This window comes from Aliiroseovarius subalbicans, assembly GCF_022678625.1.
GTDB classification, from domain to species: Bacteria; Pseudomonadota; Alphaproteobacteria; order Rhodobacterales; family Rhodobacteraceae; genus Aliiroseovarius_A; species Aliiroseovarius_A subalbicans.
This window is the reverse complement of record NZ_JALBYQ010000001.1, coordinates 903,212-922,315: the sequence shown is the minus strand read 5'-3', so window position 1 is coordinate 922,315 and position 19,104 is coordinate 903,212. Positions and strand designations below refer to the sequence as shown.

Annotated in this window: 22 protein-coding genes; 12 read left to right on the top strand and 10 right to left on the bottom strand. The window is 62.2% G+C overall.

Annotation, left to right across the window (positions count from 1 at the left end; all coding sequences use genetic code 11):
* Positions 1–17 precede the first annotated feature (17 nt).
* From MN188_RS04545 to rpsF, 4 genes are all read right to left on the bottom strand, one after another.
* Positions 18–515: a transglycosylase SLT domain-containing protein gene (locus MN188_RS04545; protein WP_242106408.1), complete on the bottom strand. Its 498-nt coding sequence runs from the start codon at positions 513–515 to the stop codon at positions 18–20.
* A 207-nt stretch (positions 516–722) separates the two neighbouring features.
* Positions 723–1,349 carry a 50S ribosomal protein L9 gene (rplI, locus tag MN188_RS04540; protein WP_242106407.1) on the bottom strand — a complete coding sequence of 209 codons (627 nt, stop codon included), beginning with the start codon at positions 1,347–1,349 and terminating at the stop codon, positions 723–725.
* Positions 1,350–1,359: 10 nt separating this feature from the next.
* On the bottom strand, positions 1,360–1,587 hold the full coding sequence (gene rpsR, locus MN188_RS04535) for a 30S ribosomal protein S18 (protein ID WP_242106406.1): 228 nt from the start codon (positions 1,585–1,587) through the stop codon (positions 1,360–1,362).
* Positions 1,588–1,606: 19 nt separating this feature from the next.
* Positions 1,607–1,963, bottom strand: a complete 357-nt coding sequence (rpsF, locus tag MN188_RS04530) for a 30S ribosomal protein S6 (RefSeq protein ID WP_242106405.1) — start codon at positions 1,961–1,963, stop codon at positions 1,607–1,609.
* Positions 1,964–2,231: 268 nt separating this feature from the next.
* On the opposite strand from rpsF, the gene MN188_RS04525 reads away from it, so the two are divergent.
* The 10 genes from MN188_RS04525 to MN188_RS04480 all read left to right on the top strand — a co-directional run bounded on the left by MN188_RS04525 (position 2,232) and on the right by MN188_RS04480 (position 11,677).
* Positions 2,232–2,864 carry a hypothetical protein gene (locus MN188_RS04525; protein ID WP_242106404.1) on the top strand — a complete coding sequence of 211 codons (633 nt, stop codon included), beginning with the start codon at positions 2,232–2,234 and terminating at the stop codon, positions 2,862–2,864.
* A 150-nt stretch (positions 2,865–3,014) separates the two neighbouring features.
* On the top strand, positions 3,015–3,953 hold the full coding sequence (fabD, locus tag MN188_RS04520) for an ACP S-malonyltransferase (protein ID WP_242106403.1): 939 nt from the start codon (positions 3,015–3,017) through the stop codon (positions 3,951–3,953).
* A gap of 9 nt (positions 3,954–3,962) precedes the next feature.
* Positions 3,963–4,700: a 3-oxoacyl-[acyl-carrier-protein] reductase gene (gene fabG / locus MN188_RS04515; RefSeq protein WP_242106402.1), complete on the top strand. Its 738-nt coding sequence runs from the start codon at positions 3,963–3,965 to the stop codon at positions 4,698–4,700.
* Positions 4,701–4,876: 176 nt separating this feature from the next.
* On the top strand, positions 4,877–5,110 hold the full coding sequence (locus MN188_RS04510; protein ID WP_242106401.1) for an acyl carrier protein: 234 nt from the start codon (positions 4,877–4,879) through the stop codon (positions 5,108–5,110).
* Between the two features lie 186 nt (positions 5,111–5,296).
* Positions 5,297–5,959: a HigA family addiction module antitoxin gene (locus tag MN188_RS04505; protein WP_242106400.1), complete on the top strand. Its 663-nt coding sequence runs from the start codon at positions 5,297–5,299 to the stop codon at positions 5,957–5,959.
* 84 nt (positions 5,960–6,043) lie between these two features.
* A complete protein-coding gene (gene fabF, locus MN188_RS04500; RefSeq protein ID WP_242106399.1) occupies positions 6,044–7,306 on the top strand; it encodes a beta-ketoacyl-ACP synthase II in 1,263 nt (420 codons plus the stop codon).
* Positions 7,306–8,457, top strand: coding sequence for an endolytic transglycosylase MltG (gene mltG / locus MN188_RS04495; protein WP_242106398.1), 1,152 nt, complete (start codon positions 7,306–7,308; stop codon positions 8,455–8,457). Before fabF ends, mltG begins: the two co-directional genes overlap by 1 nt.
* A 227-nt stretch (positions 8,458–8,684) precedes the next feature.
* The gene (locus tag MN188_RS04490; protein ID WP_242106397.1) at positions 8,685–9,005 is read left to right on the top strand and encodes a hypothetical protein; all 321 of its coding nucleotides are present in this window, start codon (positions 8,685–8,687) and stop codon (positions 9,003–9,005) included.
* Positions 8,932–11,373, top strand: a complete 2,442-nt coding sequence (locus MN188_RS04485; protein WP_242106396.1) for a phage tail protein — start codon at positions 8,932–8,934, stop codon at positions 11,371–11,373. Before MN188_RS04490 ends, MN188_RS04485 begins: the two co-directional genes overlap by 74 nt.
* A gap of 1 nt (position 11,374) precedes the next feature.
* The gene (locus tag MN188_RS04480) at positions 11,375–11,677 is read left to right on the top strand and encodes a DUF7742 family protein (protein WP_242106395.1); all 303 of its coding nucleotides are present in this window, start codon (positions 11,375–11,377) and stop codon (positions 11,675–11,677) included.
* A 37-nt stretch (positions 11,678–11,714) separates the two neighbouring features.
* On the opposite strand, the gene MN188_RS04475 is transcribed toward MN188_RS04480, so the two are convergent.
* Entirely contained in the window at positions 11,715–12,071 is a 357-nt protein-coding gene (locus MN188_RS04475; protein ID WP_242106394.1) for a TraR/DksA family transcriptional regulator, read from the bottom strand.
* Between the two features lie 69 nt (positions 12,072–12,140).
* Between MN188_RS04475 and cysE the strand changes: the two genes are divergently transcribed.
* Entirely contained in the window at positions 12,141–12,962 is an 822-nt protein-coding gene (cysE, locus tag MN188_RS04470; protein WP_242106393.1) for a serine O-acetyltransferase, read from the top strand.
* A gap of 306 nt (positions 12,963–13,268) precedes the next feature.
* A complete protein-coding gene (locus MN188_RS04465) occupies positions 13,269–13,835 on the top strand; it encodes a Tll0287-like domain-containing protein (protein WP_242106392.1) in 567 nt (188 codons plus the stop codon).
* A 54-nt stretch (positions 13,836–13,889) separates the two neighbouring features.
* Here MN188_RS04465 and MN188_RS04460 read toward each other — a convergent pair whose 3' ends face one another.
* The 5 genes from MN188_RS04460 to MN188_RS04440 form a co-directional block, all read right to left on the bottom strand.
* A complete protein-coding gene (locus MN188_RS04460; RefSeq protein WP_242106391.1) occupies positions 13,890–15,197 on the bottom strand; it encodes a pyruvate dehydrogenase complex dihydrolipoamide acetyltransferase in 1,308 nt (435 codons plus the stop codon).
* Positions 15,198–15,209: 12 nt separating this feature from the next.
* On the bottom strand, positions 15,210–16,565 hold the full coding sequence (locus tag MN188_RS04455; protein ID WP_242106390.1) for a pyruvate dehydrogenase complex E1 component subunit beta: 1,356 nt from the start codon (positions 16,563–16,565) through the stop codon (positions 15,210–15,212).
* Between the two features lie 27 nt (positions 16,566–16,592).
* A complete protein-coding gene (pdhA, locus tag MN188_RS04450) occupies positions 16,593–17,582 on the bottom strand; it encodes a pyruvate dehydrogenase (acetyl-transferring) E1 component subunit alpha (RefSeq protein ID WP_242106389.1) in 990 nt (329 codons plus the stop codon).
* A gap of 159 nt (positions 17,583–17,741) precedes the next feature.
* Positions 17,742–18,044 carry an FtsB family cell division protein gene (locus MN188_RS04445; RefSeq protein WP_242106388.1) on the bottom strand — a complete coding sequence of 101 codons (303 nt, stop codon included), beginning with the start codon at positions 18,042–18,044 and terminating at the stop codon, positions 17,742–17,744.
* A gap of 140 nt (positions 18,045–18,184) precedes the next feature.
* Positions 18,185–19,078: a fructose bisphosphate aldolase gene (locus MN188_RS04440; protein WP_242106387.1), complete on the bottom strand. Its 894-nt coding sequence runs from the start codon at positions 19,076–19,078 to the stop codon at positions 18,185–18,187.
* Between the last annotated feature and the right edge of the window lie 26 nt (positions 19,079–19,104).

Sequence of the window (19,104 nt, the reverse complement as noted above, 5' to 3'; positions counted from 1 at the left end):
CCTTTTTCGTTGCGGGGTCAGCCGGGGCGTAGGCCGGTTTCCACCAAAAGCCCCAGCCGCTTGGCTTCATAGTAATAGCCGCGCGCATACCAGCCCATCGCGCCCTCGATATCGCCGCCGGACACCAGATAGGCCCCGCGCAGGTATTTGCCCGCGTATTTCAGGTTCACATCGGGGTTGAGAAGCTCGCTGGCCGGGCCGCGGTGCCCCATTGTGCGCGCGGTTTGCGGCAGGATCTGTAGCAATCCCCAGTAAGGTCCGTTGCGCGCCCAGGGACGGTGTGTGCTTTCGCGGACCGCTTGTCGGTGCACCAACGCGCGCGGGATTTGGTAGTGATCCGCCCATTTGTTGATCAGCGCCCGCAGCTCGGGCGTTTCGTTGGGATACAGCGGCGGGTTGAAGGCATCACGGACCGGTGTAACCGCAGGTGCGCCCTTTCGTCTGCGACCTGCACATGCGGTCAGGGAAAAGGCAGTAAGCGAAAGCAACAGGGCGCGTCGGGTAAAATGTGTCATGGGCCGCAGCATAGGCCCACCAATGGCGAACGGATAGGGGCACAGCAAGGATCGGCGTCAGTGCGCTGACGAAAAGGGGGCACACATCGTCGCGGTCGCGGCACCGCAGCTGGACGATCCGTTACCTCCCCATCGCGCAAGGCGGGCCACCCAACTAAAAAGGCCGCCCCGAATGGAGCGGCCTTAATTCTTGTGAGCGGAAGAAGATTACTCTTCGTCCGCAGCCTCTTCCCCGGCCTCTTCGGCGGGGGCTTCAACAAGGTCGTCGTCTTCCGAAGCGGCAGCGCCGATATCGTCGAACAGTTCGGCGATCTCAAACTCTGCTTCTGCTTCGGCTTCAGCGGCCAGTTCCTGAATGGACTTGCCCGAGGCCTGAAGCTCGGCTTCTTCCTGCGAGCGGGCCACGTTCATCTGGATCGTCACTTGCACTTCGGGGTGCAGGATGACGGCCACGTCGTGCAGACCCAGGTCCTTGATCGGTGCGATCAGGGCGACCTGTTTCTTGTCGACCGAGAAACCATCGGCGGTCGCGGCTTCGGCGGCGTCACGCGGGGTGACCGAACCGTAGAGCGAACCGGCGTCCGAGGCGGAACGAATCACGATGAACTGCTGTCCATCGAGTTTCTCGGCCATAGCCTCGGCCTCTTTCTTGGTTTCCAGGTTGTTGGCTTCCAGCTGAGCCTTGCGCGCTTCGAAGGACGCCACGTTGGCGGCCGAAGCGGTCAGGGCTTTGCCTTGCGGCAGCAGGAAGTTGCGGGCGTAGCCGGGTTTGACGTCAACGACGTCGCCCATCTGGCCCAGTTTAACAACGCGTTCGAGAAGGATAACTTGCATGATGCTCTCCTTACTTCACGGCGTAGGGAAGCAGGGCGAGAAAGCGGGCGCGTTTGATTGCGCGGGCCAGTTCCCGTTGCTTCTTGGCCGAAACGGCGGTGATGCGCGAGGGCACGATCTTGCCACGCTCAGAGATGTAGCGCTGCAGCAGACGGGTGTCCTTGTAGTCGATCTTGGGCGCGTTCTCACCTGAGAACGGGCAGACCTTGCGACGGCGGAAAAACGGTTTGGATGCCATGGTTTAGATCCCCTTCAGCTTAGCGGTCACGGCCACGGCGATCGCCGCGTTCGTCACGTTTCTGCATTTGCACCGAGGGAAGCTCGGCATGATCGTCGACCTTGATCGTCAGAACGCGCATGACGTCGTCATGCAGGCGCATCAGGCGTTCCATTTCCTGAACGGCCGGTGCCGGGGCATCCGAGCGCAGGAAGGCATAGTGGCCCTTGCGGTTCTTGTTGATCTTGTAGGCCATCGTTTTGACACCCCAATACTCGTGATCCACGAGTTTCCCGCCGTTGTCGGCCAGGACAGTGCCAAAGTGTTCGATGAGGTTTTCAGCTTGCGTGTTGGACAGGTCCTGACGCGAGATGAAGACATGCTCGTAAAGCGGCATGCTTACTCCAGTTCTAGTTGTTCGGCGCGCTTCAAAGGGCAGGGGCCAGACCTTCCACGACCCACCCACGAGAGGCTACGCATTCATAAGACATGCGGAAGGACGGCGCCTTATACACGCGTGGAGTGGGGATGCAAGCCCCGAAGGGGTGCGAGGGGTGTGTTTAACAGTCACCGAATGAACCCCAACTGGCCGCATTTGCGCCACGATCATTTCTGAAAAGCAAATGAACGGGGGCCATGGAACCAGATCAACGAGGGGATGCGCGATGAACGCGATCACTGGCGGAAATGACGGTACCGTACAAGTATCCGGGGCATTTGCTCCGCAGGTCTGTCCGACCTATTGGGGCTACACGATCTCTGAGCCGAGCACCGCGCAGAAACGCGGGCTTATGGTTGAGCTTGTCAGCAAGATCATTGGCATTGGGTTCCTTCTGGCCACCATTGGTATGTGGTTCCTGCCCTCAAGCCAGGCCGGGGCGGACGTCGCGGTGATGAAGTTGGGACTTATGGTCCTGTTTATGATGATGGGCGCAATCCTTGTCTGGAACGCACGCAAAGGGTTCATCCAGGAGCTCCAGGTTGATCTGGTGCGCCGCGAACTGCGCGTTGGACAACGCAACCTGCAGGGCGACTACCGCCTGTCGACGCAGTTGGAATTTCATGAAATCGGGTCTGTGTATCTTATGCGGTCAAAGGATAAAGGAGCCCCAGCGCGCCTGTATCTGCGTATAGGTAACACGGAAAATGCGCTTGAGGTTGCAACGGGCAAAGAAATCGAGTTGGAACCAGTACGCGAACGTCTGGCGCACGATTTGAACGGGGCGCGTGAGCGCGATGGGCGGACAATGTCGCAACAGGCGTTGAGGACACCCAAGATCGGTCTTGCCGCTGCCTGATCGACCGCCACAGCCTGTCTGAAGATCGCGCCTTCGGGGGCGGTCTTGGCGTTTTTCCAGCCGTTTTTACCCTGTTTATCTCTTGGACAATTGCACCGGCCCCCGTGGCGGGCTATCCCGGTTGAAACAGATCGGGGTGAGGAGGACTTCATGAGCCGCGCATTCGTATTTCCGGGCCAAGGTGCCCAGTCGATCGGCATGGGCAAGGCCTTGGCTGATGCTTATCCAGCCGCAAAGGCTGTGTTCGACGAGGTGGACGAGGCTTTGGGTGAAAGCCTGTCGTCTCTGATCTGGGAGGGGGAGCAGGATGCTCTGACCCTGACACAGAACGCGCAACCTGCGCTGATGGCCACCTCGCTGGCCGCCATGCGCGCGCTTGAGGCGGAGGGCGTTGATGTCACCGCGGCAAGCTATGTCGCTGGTCACTCGTTGGGCGAGTATTCTGCGCTGGCTGCTGCAGGGACGATTTCCGTCGCCGACACCGCGCGGCTGTTGCGCACCCGTGGTCTGGCGATGCAACAGGCCGTTCCGGTGGGCGAAGGCGCGATGGCCGCGCTGCTGGGCCTTGATTTTGAAACTGCGACCGAGGTCGCGTCGCAAGCGGCGCATGATCAGGTCTGTCAGGCCGCCAACGACAATGACCCCGCCCAGGTGGTCGTGTCGGGCCACAAAGAGGCCGTGGAACGCGCGATCGAGATCGCCAAGGGCAAAGGCGCACGCCGGGCGGTTCTGCTGCCGGTCAGCGCGCCGTTCCACTGCGCCCTGATGCAGCCCGCCGCCGAGGCGATGGCCGAAGCGCTGAGCCATGTCGAGATGCACACCCCCAAGGTGCCGCTGGTTGCCAACGTGCTGGCCCACGACGTGATCGACCCGGCCACGATCCGATCGCTTCTGGTCGATCAAGTCACCCACTCGGTCCGCTGGCGCGAAAGCGTGTCCTGGATGGCCGCGCAGGGCGTGACCGAAATCTGGGAGATCGGCGCGGGCAAGGCCCTGACAGGCATGATCCGCCGGATCGCAAAAGAGGTCGGCACCCGCACCGTGGGCACGCCCGAAGATGTGGCAGCTGCCGCTGAGAGCATGAAGTAAGGAATGCAAATGTTTGATCTGACAGGAAAGAATACGCTGATCACCGGGGCGTCCGGAGGTATCGGTGGCGAGATTGCCAAGACATTGCATGCCGCTGGCGCCAATGTGGGCCTGAGCGGTACGCGGGTCGAGCCGCTGGAGGCGCTGGCCGCCGAGCTGGGTGAACGCGCCCATGTTCTGCCCTGCAACCTATCGGACGCCGCCGCGGTGGATGCCCTGCCCAAACAAGCCGCCGAGGCGATGGGCAGCGTAGACATCCTGGTCAACAATGCAGGCATCACCCGAGACCAGATCTTCATGCGCATGTCGGACGACGACTGGGCCAGCGTGCTTGAGGTCAACCTGACCTCCACCATGCGCCTGTGCCGCGGTGTTATGCGGTCGATGATGAAGGCGCGCTGGGGCCGGATCGTGAACATCAGCTCCATCGTCGGTGCCACCGGTAATCCGGGGCAGGCGAATTATGCCGCCTCCAAGGCCGGCATGGTCGGCATGTCCAAATCGATTGCCTATGAGGTCGCGAGCCGCGGCATCACCGTGAACTGTGTCGCCCCCGGGTTTATCGCCACCGCGATGACCGACAAGCTGACCGATGATCAAAAGGACAAGATCAACGTGCAGATCCCCGCCGGTCGCATGGGCACGCCCGAGGAAATCGCCGCGGCAGTCCTGTATCTGGCCAGCGACGGGGCTGGCTACACCACCGGCACCACGCTGCATGTGAACGGTGGCATGGCGATGATCTGACCCCTTGTGGTCTGAAAGCGTTTGCCTATGTGTTGCGATATGCTATAGGCGGCGCAGATTTGGTCCTGACGTCACCTGACGCTAGGGCATCTCGGCGATACGCACGGGAACATGAGCGGCCTTTCGGGGCCAAATGAAAACAGGCTGTAACGCCTGAAAAACTGTGAGGATTTACCATGAGCGACGTCGCAGATCGCGTTAAGAAAATCGTTGTGGAGCACTTGGGTGTGGAAGAGGATAAGGTCACGGAATCGGCCTCGTTCATCGACGACCTGGGCGCGGACAGCCTGGACACGGTCGAGCTGGTCATGGCCTTCGAAGAAGAGTTCGGGATCGAAATTCCGGACGACGCTGCCGAGACCATTCAGACCTTCGGCGACGCGGTGAAGTTCATCACCGAAGCCGCTTAAGGGCAGGTCCCACAAGCACGCGATTCTTTCGCAAGCATTCTGAAACGGCGCCCCGACGGGCGCCGTTTTTCTGTTTACAGCGTCGAAACCGGACCGATGTTGCGGCGTGGACTTCCAGTCAGGGCGGACATTCCACACCGAAATGACTTATGGTTCACTGGCTTATATCACGCAGGAGGGGACCCGATGGGCCTGGCGCAGAGACAAGATGTATTCGTCGAAACCGTGAACGCGGCGCAGGTGCAGGACTGGCTGGATGGCGGCGAGGTTCTGCTGGTCGACGTGCGTGAAACCAAGGAATATGAGGTGGAACACATCGCAGGCGCGCTGTTGTTGCCGCTGTCGAGCTTTGACCCCGAATTCTTTCCCGCCATCGACGGCAAGCACGTGGTGATCCACTGCGCGGTCGGCAAGCGCTCGGAGGCTGCCGCCAAAATGCTGCTGAACGAAGGCCACGTGGGCATTTTGCACATGGAGGGCGGGTTGAAGGACTGGAAAGCGGCCGGTTTGCCCACTGAGGTGCAGATCCTGCCGCCCGAGGCCGTGGAAGCGCCCAAGCCGGTGTTTCTGTGTCCCACGCCTGGCGAGGTTCTGCGCAGTGAGTTTCTGGAACCTCTGGGCATCGACCAGGCCAAGCTGGCGCTGCGCTTGAACGTGTCGCCGCAGATCGTGCGCAAGCTGGTCGAGGGCGCGCTGGCGGTGGACGTCGAATTGTCGATGCGCCTGGCGCGGTATTTCTGCACCGCCGCCGATTTCTGGGTGCACGTGCAGACCGAACATGACCTGGAGCGCGCCCGCCACGCGATTGGTGAAAAAATCCGTGCGGAGGTTCGCCCGCGCACCTGCTAAGACCGCTTCTTTCACCCTTGCCCCATCCCCCCGCCGCGCGGTATCAAGCGCGAAGGATTTAGAAACCTGAAAAGGGGCAGCAGAATGCGTCGAGTGGTCATTACGGGTCTGGGCATGGTGTCACCGCTGGCATGCGGGGTCGAGGAAACCTGGGAACGCATTCTTGCGGGCAAGTCGGGCGCAGGCCCGATCACCAAGTTCGACGCCAGCCGTGTGACCACCAATTACGCTTGCGAAGTCCCTTACGGTGACGGCAACGCCGGCACGTTCAACCCCGACGACTGGATGGCCGCCAAGGAACGCCGCAAGGTGGATGAGTTCATCCTGTTTGGCATGGCTGCCGCCGACATGGCGGTGAAGGATTCAGGCTGGATGCCCGAGGACGACGAAGGTCGTGAGCGCACCGGTGTGATGATCGGGTCGGGCATCGGCGGGCTGAATTCCATCGCGGAGACCGCTGTGCTGATCCACGAACGTGGACCGCGCCGTGTGTCGCCCTTCTTCATCCCCGGATCGCTGATCAACCTGATCTCGGGTCAGGTGTCAATCCGTTTTGGTTTCAAAGGTCCGAACCACGCGGTCGTGACCGCCTGTTCCACCGGTGCCCATGCCATTGGCGACGCCAGCCGGCTGATCCAGCATGGTGATGCTGACGTGATGGTGGCCGGCGGCGCGGAAACCGCGATCAGCGAGATTGGCATTGCCGGGTTCAACGCCTGCAAGGCGCTGTCGACGAAACGCGCCGACAGCCCGGAAACCGCCAGCCGGCCCTATGACGCAGACCGCGACGGCTTCGTGATGGGCGAGGGCGCGGGCGTTGTCGTGTTAGAAGAATACGAACATGCCAAGGCGCGCGGCGCCAAGATTTATGCCGAGGTTCTGGGCTATGGCCTGTCCGGCGATGCCTATCACATCACCGCCCCGTCCGAGGACGGCGACGGTGGCTTCCGCGCGATGAAAGCGGCGTTGAAACACGCCGGGCTGGAGCCTGACGCGGTGGATTACATCAACGCGCACGGCACCTCGACGATGGCTGACACGATTGAGCTGGCAGCGGTTGAGCGTCTGCTGGGTGACGCGGCCTCCACGGCGACCATGTCGTCGACCAAATCGTCGATCGGCCACCTTCTGGGCGCTGCTGGAGCGGTCGAGGCGATCTTTTGCATCCTGGCGCTGCGCGACCAGGTGGCCCCGCCGACGATCAACCTGGACAATCCGGCGGTTGAGCCCAAGCTGAGCCTGGCGGCCAATGCCAAGGAAGAGCGCGAGATCAACGTGGCACTGTCCAACAGCTTTGGCTTTGGCGGCACCAATGCGTCCCTGGTTCTGGGCAAGGTCACCGATTGATGTGGCGGCACATCGCGTCAAACGCCCTGTCCCTGTTCGTCGTGATCCTGATCGCAGCGGGTGGCGTGATTGCATGGGGCAAGCGCCAGTATGAACAGCCCGGCCCGCTGGAGGTCGCGATCTGCCTGAAAGTGGAAAGCGGCACGACTTTCAACCGGGTTAGTGATCGCCTGGCGGATCAAGGCGCAGTCAGTTCTGCTGCGATCCTGCGCATGGGTGCGCAATACACCGACAAGACGCGGCTGTTGAAAGCTGGGTCGTTTCTGGTGCCCGAAGGCGCTTCGATGGTGGAGATCGTGGACATCGTCACCCGTGGCGGCGCCTCGACCTGCGGCACCGAGATTGTGTATCGCATCGGTGTTCTGGCCAGTGAAATCCAGGTCCGAGAACTAGACCCTGCCACCCAGCGCTTCGTGGTGAAGGCCGAATTTGCACCGGGCGATGACGTGCCTGAGGATTACACCCGGCTGCGCGGCGAGGGTGACACACGTTACCGAATTGCGCTGGCTGAGGGTGCCACGTCCTGGCAGATCGTCGACGCGCTGAAAGCGGCCGAGTTCCTGACCGGTGACGTGGACGGGGTGCCCGCCGAAGGCAGCCTGGCGCCTGACAGCTATGAGGTGCGCCCAGGGGCGGATCGAGGCGACCTGCTGGCCCAGATGGTGGCGGTGCAGGAAAAGCGGTTGGCCGAGGCGTGGCAAAACCGGGCCGAGGGTCTGCCCTATGACACGCCCGAACAGGCGCTGATCATGGCTTCGATCGTCGAAAAGGAAACCGGCGTGGCGGCCGAACGGCGTCAGGTCGCCAGCGTCTTTGTGAACCGCCTGAACCAGGGCATGCGCCTGCAGACGGACCCGACGGTGATCTATGGCATCACCAACGGGCAGGGCGCTTTGGGTCGTGGCCTGCGCCAGAGCGAACTGCGCCGTGAAACGCCTTACAACACCTATGTGATTTCGGGCCTGCCGCCGACGCCGATTGCCAACCCAGGTCCGGCGGCGATCGAGGCAGCGTTGAACCCCGATAGCACGGATTACCTGTTTTTCGTTGCAGATGGCACCGGCGGTCACGCTTTCGCCGCCACCCTGGCCGAGCACAACGACAACGTCGCAAAATGGCGTGCGATCGAAGCGGAGCGGGCAAACCAGTAGGCCGCGTTGGGAAAAAATCCTTAATAAATCATGATCTTGGCGTGCGTCGTGCGTGCGCCTCGATTTGACATAGCGTGCGCTTTCGCCTATAAGTTGTGACATGCTAGAAGAGATGGGCAAGCGGCCCCGGGACATCCCGGTGGCCGCTTTTCCGTTTCTCTCGTGCGGGAAGCAGCATGAGAGGCAAAGCCATACGCATGACAAACAAGACGCCCCCAGGGAAGGATATGGCTCCGGAATTGGTTCTGGAGCTTGTGGAGAAACATTTCATTTCAGCTTTGCAGGCGCTGCAACGGGTCCTGGATGACCTGGATGCTGGCGCCTTCGACACGGTGCCTGAGGTCTCGAAGAAGGCCGACGCGGCACGCAAGGCGATGCAAAGCCTATTTGACGAAAGGAAACGAGTTGACCAAGCCCGTGGAACAGCACCCGGCAACACGGCCGGACGAGAGCTTGACCTTGTCGCAGCACGCGATGAGATCGGGCGCAGACTGGCTCGCCTGCGCGACATCGGAGGTGCAGGAGGAGTTCCTGAACAGCCTGAGTGACGGCGCGTTGAGCGCGCTGCCTTATCTGTTCGAGTTTTGGGCGCTACCGCACCAGCTGCCGCCCGAAGGCAATTGGCGCACATGGGTCATCATGGGTGGGCGCGGCGCAGGTAAAACACGCGCGGGATCCGAATGGGTGCGGGCCGAGGTCGAGGGGGCGGGTCCGCTGGACCCGGGCCGGTCGGCGCGCGTGGCCTTGGTGGGCGAAACCTTTGATCAGGTCCGCGAGGTCATGGTGTTTGGTGACAGTGGCATCCTGGCCTGCTCACCACCCGATCGCCGCCCAGTCTGGGAGGCCGGGCGCAAAAGGCTGCTCTGGCCCAACGGCGCGATCGCGCAGGTTTTTTCCGCCCATGAACCCGAGGCGCTGCGCGGGCCGCAGTTCGATGCCGCCTGGGTCGATGAACTGGGCTGCGGCGCCGTGGACAAGGGCACCAACCAGCCCAACAAGTTCCTGGACCCGAAAAGCTCGGAAAGCAGCCTGCCGAATTACTCGAACGGGCGGCGTGATGACCTGATCCAGATGCAATATCTGCGCGCGATGTATCAATACTGGGGTAACCCGGCGCATAACGTGACGGACAGCGAAACCGGCGTGCAAATGATCGACATGGCGCGCGCCCATGTCTGGGCCTGGGACGCGCGTCCCTTCCCGTATTTCCCCGGCAATACGGCGCTGTGGAGCGATGGCGAAAACTACGCCCACGGGCATTGGCTGAACGGGCGCACCTCGGCGCGGTCGCTGGCCTCGGTCGTGTCCGAAATCTGCGACCGCTCTGGTGTGACCGCCTATGACGTGTCCGAACTGCACGGCCTTGTGCGTGGTTATTCGGTCGGGCAAGTCAGCTCGGGCCGGGCCGCGCTGCAACCGCTCATGCTGGCTTATGGGTTTGAGGCGGCCGAGCGGGAAGGCACGCTGGTCTTTACCTCGCGCAATGGGCGCACAGACCGCGTGCTTGACCCCGCGCGCCTGGCCATCACCGAAGAGCAGGACGGCACCCTGTCGCTGAGCCGCGCGCCTTCGGCCGAAATCGCCGGGCGCATCCGGTTGAACTTTGTCGAGGCGGAAGGCGACTACGAAGTGCGCTCCTCCGAAGCGGTCTTTCCCGACGAGGTCAGCCGCGCGGTGTCGCAATCGGAAATGCCGCTGGTGCTCTTGCAAAGCGAAGGCCGCGCGATTGTCGAACGCTGGCTGGCGGAAAGCCGGGTGGCGCGTGATCAAGCGCGGTTTTCTCTGCCGCCCTCGGCCATAGCCAACATGGCCGGCGACGTGGTCGAGATTGAAACCGACGCGGGCACCGAGCTTTACCGCCTGGACCACGTGGAACAGGCCGGGGTCAGCATGATCCAGGCGGTGCGCATCGAACCGGGGCTTTACACGCCCTCGGATGCGGTCGAGGTCACGGTGCGCCCGAAGCCCTTCACCCCCGCCGTGCCGGTTCTGCCACTGTTCATGGACCTACCGCTTTTGAAAGGCGACGAGGTCGAACATGCACCGCATCTGGCGGTGACCGCGACACCCTGGCCGGGGTCGGTCGCGGCCTGGTCTGCCCCGCAAGACAGCGCCTATGTGCTGAACCGGCTGCTGCCCGCCGCGTCCGTCATCGGGATGACGGAAAACACGCTGTTCCGGGCCGAACCTGGCCTGATTGACCGCGGACCCGCGCTGCGTGTGCGGGTGGCGTCGGGTGAGCTGACCTCGGTCAGCGCCGATGAGGTGCTGAACGGTGCCAATGTGGCGGTGATCGGTGACGGCTCGACGGCAAACTGGGAAGTGTTCCAGTTCACTAATGCGACCTTGGTCGAAGAGGGTGTTTATGACCTGACAACCCGCCTGCGCGGGCAACAGGGCAGTGACGCGATCATGCCCGACCAATGGCCGCCGGGAAGCTATGTCGTTCTGCTGAACGGCACGCCTGAGCAGATCGCGCTGACTGCATCAGAACGTGGCCTGCTGCGTCATTACCGGGTTGGACCGGCCTCGCGGACCTATAATGACCCGGTCTATGCCCATCAGGTGCATGCCTTCGACGGGATCGGTCTGCGCCCCTATGCGCCTGTGCATCTGCAAGCCGAGCTTGATGGGGCCGGGGATTTGGCGGTCGGCTGGATCCGCCGCACCCGCACCGACGGCGACAGTTGGGCTGGGGTCGAGGTGCCGCTGGGCGAAGCTGCTGAGACCTATGTCGTGCGCGTTCTGGATGGCGAGGTTCTGCTGCGCGAGGAAACCGTCAGCGCACCCGCCTGGACCTATTCGGCCACGGCGCAGGGTAACGACGGGGCGGTGGCACCGTTCAACATCGACGTGGCGCAGGTGTCCGACCAGTTCGGCGCCGGCCCGTTCCGCCGCCTGAGCGTGGGGGCCTGACATGCGTCCTGTTCTGCCAGGCGACGTGGCGGCGGCGGGGTGTGCACTTTTGCACGCCAAGACCGCCGCCCGCGCCGGGTTGATGCGCCGGATGTTGGCTGAGGCTGAAGCCGCCGACAGCTACCGCCGCAAGACAGGTTGCGCCCACCCGGTCTGGGGAAATGGCAGCCTGATGGCGGTGGCGATGGCGCGGCCGCGCGCGCGCGAACCCTTTTTGGACGATCCGGAGTATTGCGCCTGCATGGCGTTGGTGTTTGACGCGCTGCTGGCGCGGTCAAACACGGCGGCGCGCCGAATTTTCTAGAAAATTCGAGACTTGCTGGTTTTTCTAGAAAAACCAGCTAGCCCGATGCGCAGGAGATGCAGGTGGGTATTGTCGGGTCCAACTCCAGACGTTTGACTGGAATCGCGTCTCCGCATTCGACGCAATAGCCGAATTCCCCGTCGTTCATCCGGGCGAAACTTGCGGCGATTCGCATGCGCTGGGTGGCGCGGCGCGCCTGCGTGGCCTTGGCCATCGCCTGACTTTGCAGCGCGTCCATGCGCGACAGCCGCCCGACCGATTGTTGGTCCAGCGTCACGACCTTCTGCGCATCCTGTCCCAAGGCGTCTTCGGTCTCCAGTGCGGCCAGTTCATCCCTCAGCCGATCGCGAAACCGTCTCACATCCGCGTCATTCATCCGGGAAATCCCTGTCATCACGGCTTACCATTTTGATATGGAAGCCTATCTGGTGTATGACCGCCGGGCAATGAGAGGGAGGCCAGCATGGCCGAAGCACGCGCACATCTGACCGAACTGGACCCTGTTTGGGCCCGCATCACCGACGAGGCGAAGGCCGCCGTTGCCGAAGAGCCGCTTCTGGGGGGGCTGGTCGGCGCTTGTGTGCTGCACCACAAAACGCTGGAAAAGGCGCTGTCTTATCGCTTCGCCGCCAAGCTCAGCTCGAACGAAATGAGCATGGTGCTTTTGCGCGAGATTGCGGATGAAGCCTATGCCGCTGATCCCTGCCTGTCCGAGGCCGCGCGCGCCGATCTGGCCGCGATCGTGGACCGGGACCCGGCGTGTCACCGCATGTTGCAGCCGATCCTTTATTTCAAAGGGTTCCAGGCGATGCAGGCCTATCGTCTGGCGCATCACCTGTGGCGGGTAGGGCGAAAGGATCTGTCCTATTTCATCCAGATGCGGTGCTCGGAGGTTTACGGCATCGACATTCACCCCGGCGCGCGCATCGGCAAGGGCATCATGATCGACCACGCCCATTCCATCGTTATCGGTGAAACAGCGGTAGTCGGCGACAATGTCTCGATGCTGCATTCCGTCACTTTGGGCGGCACTGGCAAGGAAGATGAGGACCGTCATCCGAAGATCGAAGACGGCGTTTTGATTGGCGCGGGCGCCAAGGTGCTTGGCAACATCCGCGTCGGCTGCTGCACCCGGATCGCTGCAGGATCCGTGGTGTTGAAGGACATTCCGGCCCACGTGACCGTCGCCGGCGTGCCGGCCAAGGTTGTGGGCGAGGCGGGCTGCGAGCACCCTTCGGTTGAAATGGACCAGACCCTGGATGGCTGCACGAAGAGCCGCGTCTAACTTGATCTTAGTCAATGCTTTTTCCAGTTTGACGTGACAGGTTCCCGGTGCTGAAAACATCAGGAGTCTTCGCCATGAAACAGATTTGGATTGCTGCCGTTCTGGCCTTCTCGGCGTTGTTTCTGGCGGTCGTTGCGGCCTGATCCCCCCAGGGGTCTGGGCAGCCCCTCCCGCCGGTTGGGCGGGCGGTGTGTTGGCGGGTCAAATCCGCCAATATTTGAATGTCTGGATGTTTTTCCTTCCGAGATGGACGCTGTCGTGCCAGCATGGGGCTGCGCGAACAGACGGCAACGAACGGGAGGATACATGAAGAAGATGGCTCTGAGCGCGGCTCTGATCGCGCTGGCCCTGCCTGCGACGGCAGCGGACAAAGCAGCCTTGCTCGAAGAGGGCAAGGCGCTGATGATGACCTTTGGCGGCACGCTGAAGAATGAATTGATGCAGGCCGTGGCCGAAGGGGGTGCCCCCAAGGCGATCAGCGTCTGCAACACCCGTGCCCCGGAAATCGCCGCCGCGTTGTCGGCTGACAGCGGCTGGTCAGTGGGACGCTCCAGCCACAAGCTGCGAAATCCGGACAATGCGCCGGATGCCTATACGGCGGCGGCAATCGAAGGCTTCTTGGCCCGCGAGGCCGCTGGTGAAAAGGCGGATGACCTAGTCAAGGCCGAGATCGTCGAGGAAGACGGCAAACAGGTGTTCCACCTTGTAAAGGCGATCCCGACCGGGCAGCTTTGCGTGAACTGCCATGGCGGTGACGAAGTGGCCGCGCCTGTGGTGGCAAAACTGGCCGAGCTTTACCCTGAAGACATGGCACGTGGTTTCGCGATGGGTGAAATGCGTGGCGTGTTCACCCTGTCCAAAGTGTTGGACTGAAACGAAAAAGGCCCCGGACTTGTGCCGGGGCCTCTTGTTTGATCTGCGTACCGGTCAGGCCAGCATGGTCATCGGGTTTTCAAGGTTGTCCTTGATCGCGTTCAAAAGATCGGCGCCAAGCGCCCCATCGATCACCCGATGATCGACGGACATGGTGACCGACATCACGGTCGCCACGGCCAATTCGCCCTCGGCATTCACCACGGGCTTTTTGACCCCTGCACCCACGGCCAGAATACCGGCGTGGGGCGGGTTCACGATAGCGTCGAAATTGTCGATGCCATACATGCCCAGATTGGAAATCGCGAAGGCGCCACCCTGATATTCATGCGGCGCAAGCTTACGCTCGCGGGCGCGGGCGGCAAGGTCCTTCATCTCGGCAGACAAAGCCGACAGCGACTTCATCTCGGCGTCCTGTAGCACGGGCGTGAACAGCCCGCCTTCGATCGCGACGGCCACGGCCACGTCCGAAGCTTTCATCTGCAGCACCCGATCCCCGGCCCAGACCGCGTTGGCGGTGGGATGTTGTTGCAGCGCAATCGCGCAGGCCTTGATGATGAAATCATTGACCGACAGTTTCACCCCGCGTGCCTCCAGCTGCTTGTTCAACTGGCTGCGGAAAGCCAACAGCGCATCCAACTGGATGTCGCGGCGCAGATAGAAATGCGGGATGGTCTGCTTGGCCTCGGACAGGCGCGCGGCGATGGTCTTGCGCATGCCGTCCAGGCTGACCTCGTCATAATCGCGCCCGTCATACATGCGCGCCACCATGTCGGCCGAGGGACCGGTGGGGGCGGGCGCAGTCGCGGCCGCTGCGGGGGACGCTGCGGCGGCGGCAGCCGGGGCAGGGGCGGTGGCCGTGGCGCCTTCGACATCGGCCTTCACGATCCGCCCACGCGGGCCGGAGCCGGTGATCTGGGCCAGGTCCAGCCCCTTATCAGCAGCAATGCGCCGCGCCAGAGGTGAGGCGAAAATGCGTGTACCATCAGCGGATTGCGCGGCTGCGGGTGCAGGCGCAGCCACGGGTGCGGCGGCATCGGAGCCCCCTGCAGGGGCCGCCTCTTTCGCCGCTGCGGCAGAGGCCGCAGGTGCGCTGACCGCTATGTCATCGGCGCTTTCGCCGTCTTCCAGCAGCACCGCGATTGGAGTGTTCACCTTCACCGCTTCGGTGCCGTCGGCGACCAGGATCTTGCCGATCACACCATCATCGACCGCTTCGAACTCCATCGTCGCCTTGTCGGTCTCGATCTCGGCCAGCAGGTCGCCCGACGACACGGTGTCGCCTTCCTTGACCAGCCATTTTGCCAGCGTACCTTCCTCCATCGTCGGGGACAGGGCGGGCATCAGAATTTCGGTAGCCATTTGTCTGTCTCCTTACCGGTAGGTCACGGATTTCACGGCGTCGATGACCTCTTTCGTGGTCACCAGCGCCAGTTTTTCCAGGTTCGCCGCATAGGGCATTGGCACGTCCTTGCCGGTGCAGTTGATCACCGGCGCGTCGAGGTAATCAAACGCCTCCTGCATCAGCGTGGCCGAGATATGGCCGCCGATCGAGACCACCGGCCAGCCTTCTTCGACCGTCACGCAGCGGTTGGTTTTCATCACCGAGCGGATCACCGTGCCGGTGTCCATCGGGCGCAGGGTGCGCAGGTCGATGACTTCGGCGGAAATGCCGTCCTCGGCCAGCGCGTCGGCAGCCTCCAGCGCGTATTTCATGCCGATGCCGAAGCTGACGATGGTCACATCCGTGCCCTCGCGCCAGATCCGCGCCTTGCCGAAGGGGATGGTGAAATCATCCAGAACCGGCACATCAAAGGCGCTGCCATACAGCAGCTCGTTTTCCAAGAACACGACCGGGTTGTCGTCGCGGATCGCGGTTTTCAGCAGACCTTTCGCATCCGCCGCCGAATAAGGCATGGCGACATGCAGGCCGGGCACCTGCGCATACCAGGATGCGTAATCCTGGCTGTGCTGCGCGGCAACGCGGGCTGCGGCCCCGTTGGCGCCCCGGAACACGATCGGGCAGGACATCTGGCCGCCCGACATGTACCGCGTCTTGGCGGCGGTGTTGATGATGTGGTCGATTGCCTGCATCGCGAAGTTGAAGGTCATGAACTCGACCACCGGGCGCAGTCCCCCCATCGCAGCCCCCGAGGCAAGCCCGGTAAAGCCATGTTCGGTAATCGGCGTGTCGATCACGCGGCGCGCGCCGAATTCGTCCAGCAGACCCTGGCTGACCTTGTAGGCGCCCTGATACTCGGCAACCTCTTCGCCCATCAGGAACACCGCGTCATCGCTGCGCATTTCCTCGGCCATCGCGTCGCGAAGGGCTTCGCGCACCGTGGTCGATTTCATCTCGGTCCCGGCCGGGTAATCCGGCGCATCCGGCACAACCGGGGTGACGGGTGCAGCTGCGGCGGCCGGGGCCTCGGCGGTGGGGGCGGGGGCGGCAGGGGTGGCGGCTTCGGGCAGCGCATCGGCGCTTTCGCCTTCTTCCAGCAGCACTGCAATCGCGGTGTTCACCTTCACGCCTTCGGTGCCGTCGGCGATCAGGATCTTGCCTATCACGCCTTCGTCGACCGCTTCGAACTCCATCGTTGCCTTGTCGGTCTCGATTTCAGCCAGAATGTCACCGGACGACACCGTGTCGCCCTCATTGACCAGCCATTTCGCAAGCGTCCCTTCCTCCATCGTGGGGGACAGTGCGGGCATCAAAATTTCTGTCGCCATTTTGTTTTCTCCAATCTGTCCAGGGGCTTATGCGTAGATATCGGTCCAGAGCTCGTCCAACGCGGGCTCGGAACTCTCTTTCGAGAACTCGGCAGCTTCGTTCACGACCGCCTTGATCTCTTTGTCAATCGCCTTCAGCTCGTCCTCGCTCGCATGTTTGCCGTCCAGCAGCATCACGCGCACATGTTCGATCGCATCACGCTCTTCGCGCATCTTCTGCACCTCTTCGCGGGTCCGGTACTTGGCCGGGTCCGACATCGAATGGCCGCGGTAGCGATAGGTCTTCATCTCAAGGATATACGGCCCCTTGCCGGCGCGGCAGTGGGCCAGCGCGCGTTCGCTGGCGTCTTTCACCGCCAGCACATCCATGCCGTCGACCGCTTCTCCGGGAATGTTGAACGCGGCGCCGCGCGTGTACATGTCGGGGGTCGAGCTGGAGCGCGTCATCGCGGTGCCCATGGCGTAGTGGTTGTTTTCGATGACAAAAATGACTGGAAGGTCCCACAGCGACGCCATGTTGAAGGTCTCATAGACCTGACCCTGGTTCGCAGCCCCGTCGCCGAAATAGGCAAAGGTCACGTTGTCGTTGCCCTTGTATTTGTCGGAAAACGCAAGGCCCGCGCCGATCGGCACCTGTGCCCCGACGATGCCGTGGCCGCCATAGAAATGCTTGTCCGAGCTGAACATGTGCATCGAGCCGCCCTTGCCGCGCGAATAACCGCCCTCGCGCCCCGTCAGTTCGGCCATCACGCCCTTGGGGTCCATGCCACAGGCCAACATGTGGCCGTGGTCGCGATACGAGGTCAGACGCTTGTCGCCTTCCTTCGTGGCAGCCTCCAGGCCGACGACGACGGCCTCCTGACCGATATAGAGGTGGCAGAAGCCGCCGATCAGGCCCATGCCATACAGCTGGCCGGCCTTTTCTTCGAATCGACGGATCAACAGCATTTCACGATAGAACGTGAGTAGCTCTTCCTTGGAAGTGTTTGTTTTCTTGGCGCTTTTGCGGGCGGCCATGAAGCGTCCTCCTGTTCCGGTCCGGCCTTTGCCGGGGGATAGTTTAGTATTAAACTAGTATATACAGGAGATCGCCGCGAATTTCGACGGAAATTTACCAAACGTCATGACGGGCTGCTATGCAGCCTGCGCAATCGTGGTTAATTGATGGGGGAAAGCTTAGCGCAGCACGACTTCGTCGCTGCGTACCAGACCCAAAACTTCGCGGGCTTGCTGGTCCAGCAGGTCCAGGTCCAGGTAATCGTCTGACAGGCGCAGGGTCTTGTTCGACAGCGCGGCGATCTGGGCTGCCAGCTTGTCGCGCTCGACCTCAAGCAGATCGGCCTCAGCATTGATCTGCACCCGACGGAACAGGCCATAGTCGCCCTGCACCGACGCAAAGGTGAAATAGAGCCCAAGTCCGACGATCACCACGAAGAAGATCACGCCGCCAAAGCCGGTCTGTTTACGGGGTCCGCTCATCACTGCCTCACACATCCGCCACTAACGGGCGGTTTCAGGCAGTATGCCACAGGTGATTCGCCTTGTGAATCCCTAATTGAATCAAGCGATTGAAAAAGGCGACCCGGATGAGCCGCCTTTTGCCGATGCGCGACCGGGTCTCAGCCCGCGATCGAGGCTTGGTAGATTTCGTCGATGGTCGCCGCGATGGTCGCATTGAATGCCTCGTCCGACTGCTGTGCTGACAGGCCTTCGGTCAGGGCGCGCGAGAAGCTGGCGATCACGCCGGTGTTCTGCGCCAGACGCGCGTTCGCCTCGTTGCGCGAATAGCCGCCGGACAGGGCGACGACACGGGCCACGCGCGGGTGATCCACCAGCGTTTTGTAATGGTTAGCGGTTTCAGGCAGGGTCAGCTTCAGCATGACCTCCTGATCGTCCTCCAGAGCGTCCAGCGCGCGGGTCAGCTCTTCCAGCAGGATCGCTTCGGCCTCGGCCTTGTCGGAAATCGAGATCGTCACCTCGGGCTCGATGATCGGGATCAGCCCGTGGCCCAGGATCTGCGCGCCAACGGCAAATTGCTGATCGACCACGGCTTTGATGCCGTCGCGGTTGGCGGCGTTGATCACGGATCGCATCTTGGTGCCGAAGATTCCGGCGTCCACGGCGCGGGCGCACAGCGCGTCCAGATCGGGCATTGGTTTCATCACCTGCGCGCCGTTCTCTTCATCCGCCAGCCCCTTGTCGACCTTCAGGAACGGCACCACGCCGCGCTCTTCCCACAGGAAGGTCGCGGTCGGTTTACCGGCAATTTCGCGGTCCATCGTCATTTCGAACAGGATCGCGCCGATCACCTGATCCCCTGTAAAAGCAGGGGCTTGAGCGATGCGCGCGCGCATGGCGTGGATCAGGTCATACATTTCGGCGTCCGAGCCGTATGCGCTTTCCGAGACACCATAAAGTCCCAGCGCTTTGGGGGTTGATCCGCCGGACTGATCAAGGGCGGCGATGAAGCCTTTGCCGGCACGAATTTTGGTCAATTGGTCCTGGTTTGGCATCGGATGTCCCATCGGTGAATGACGTT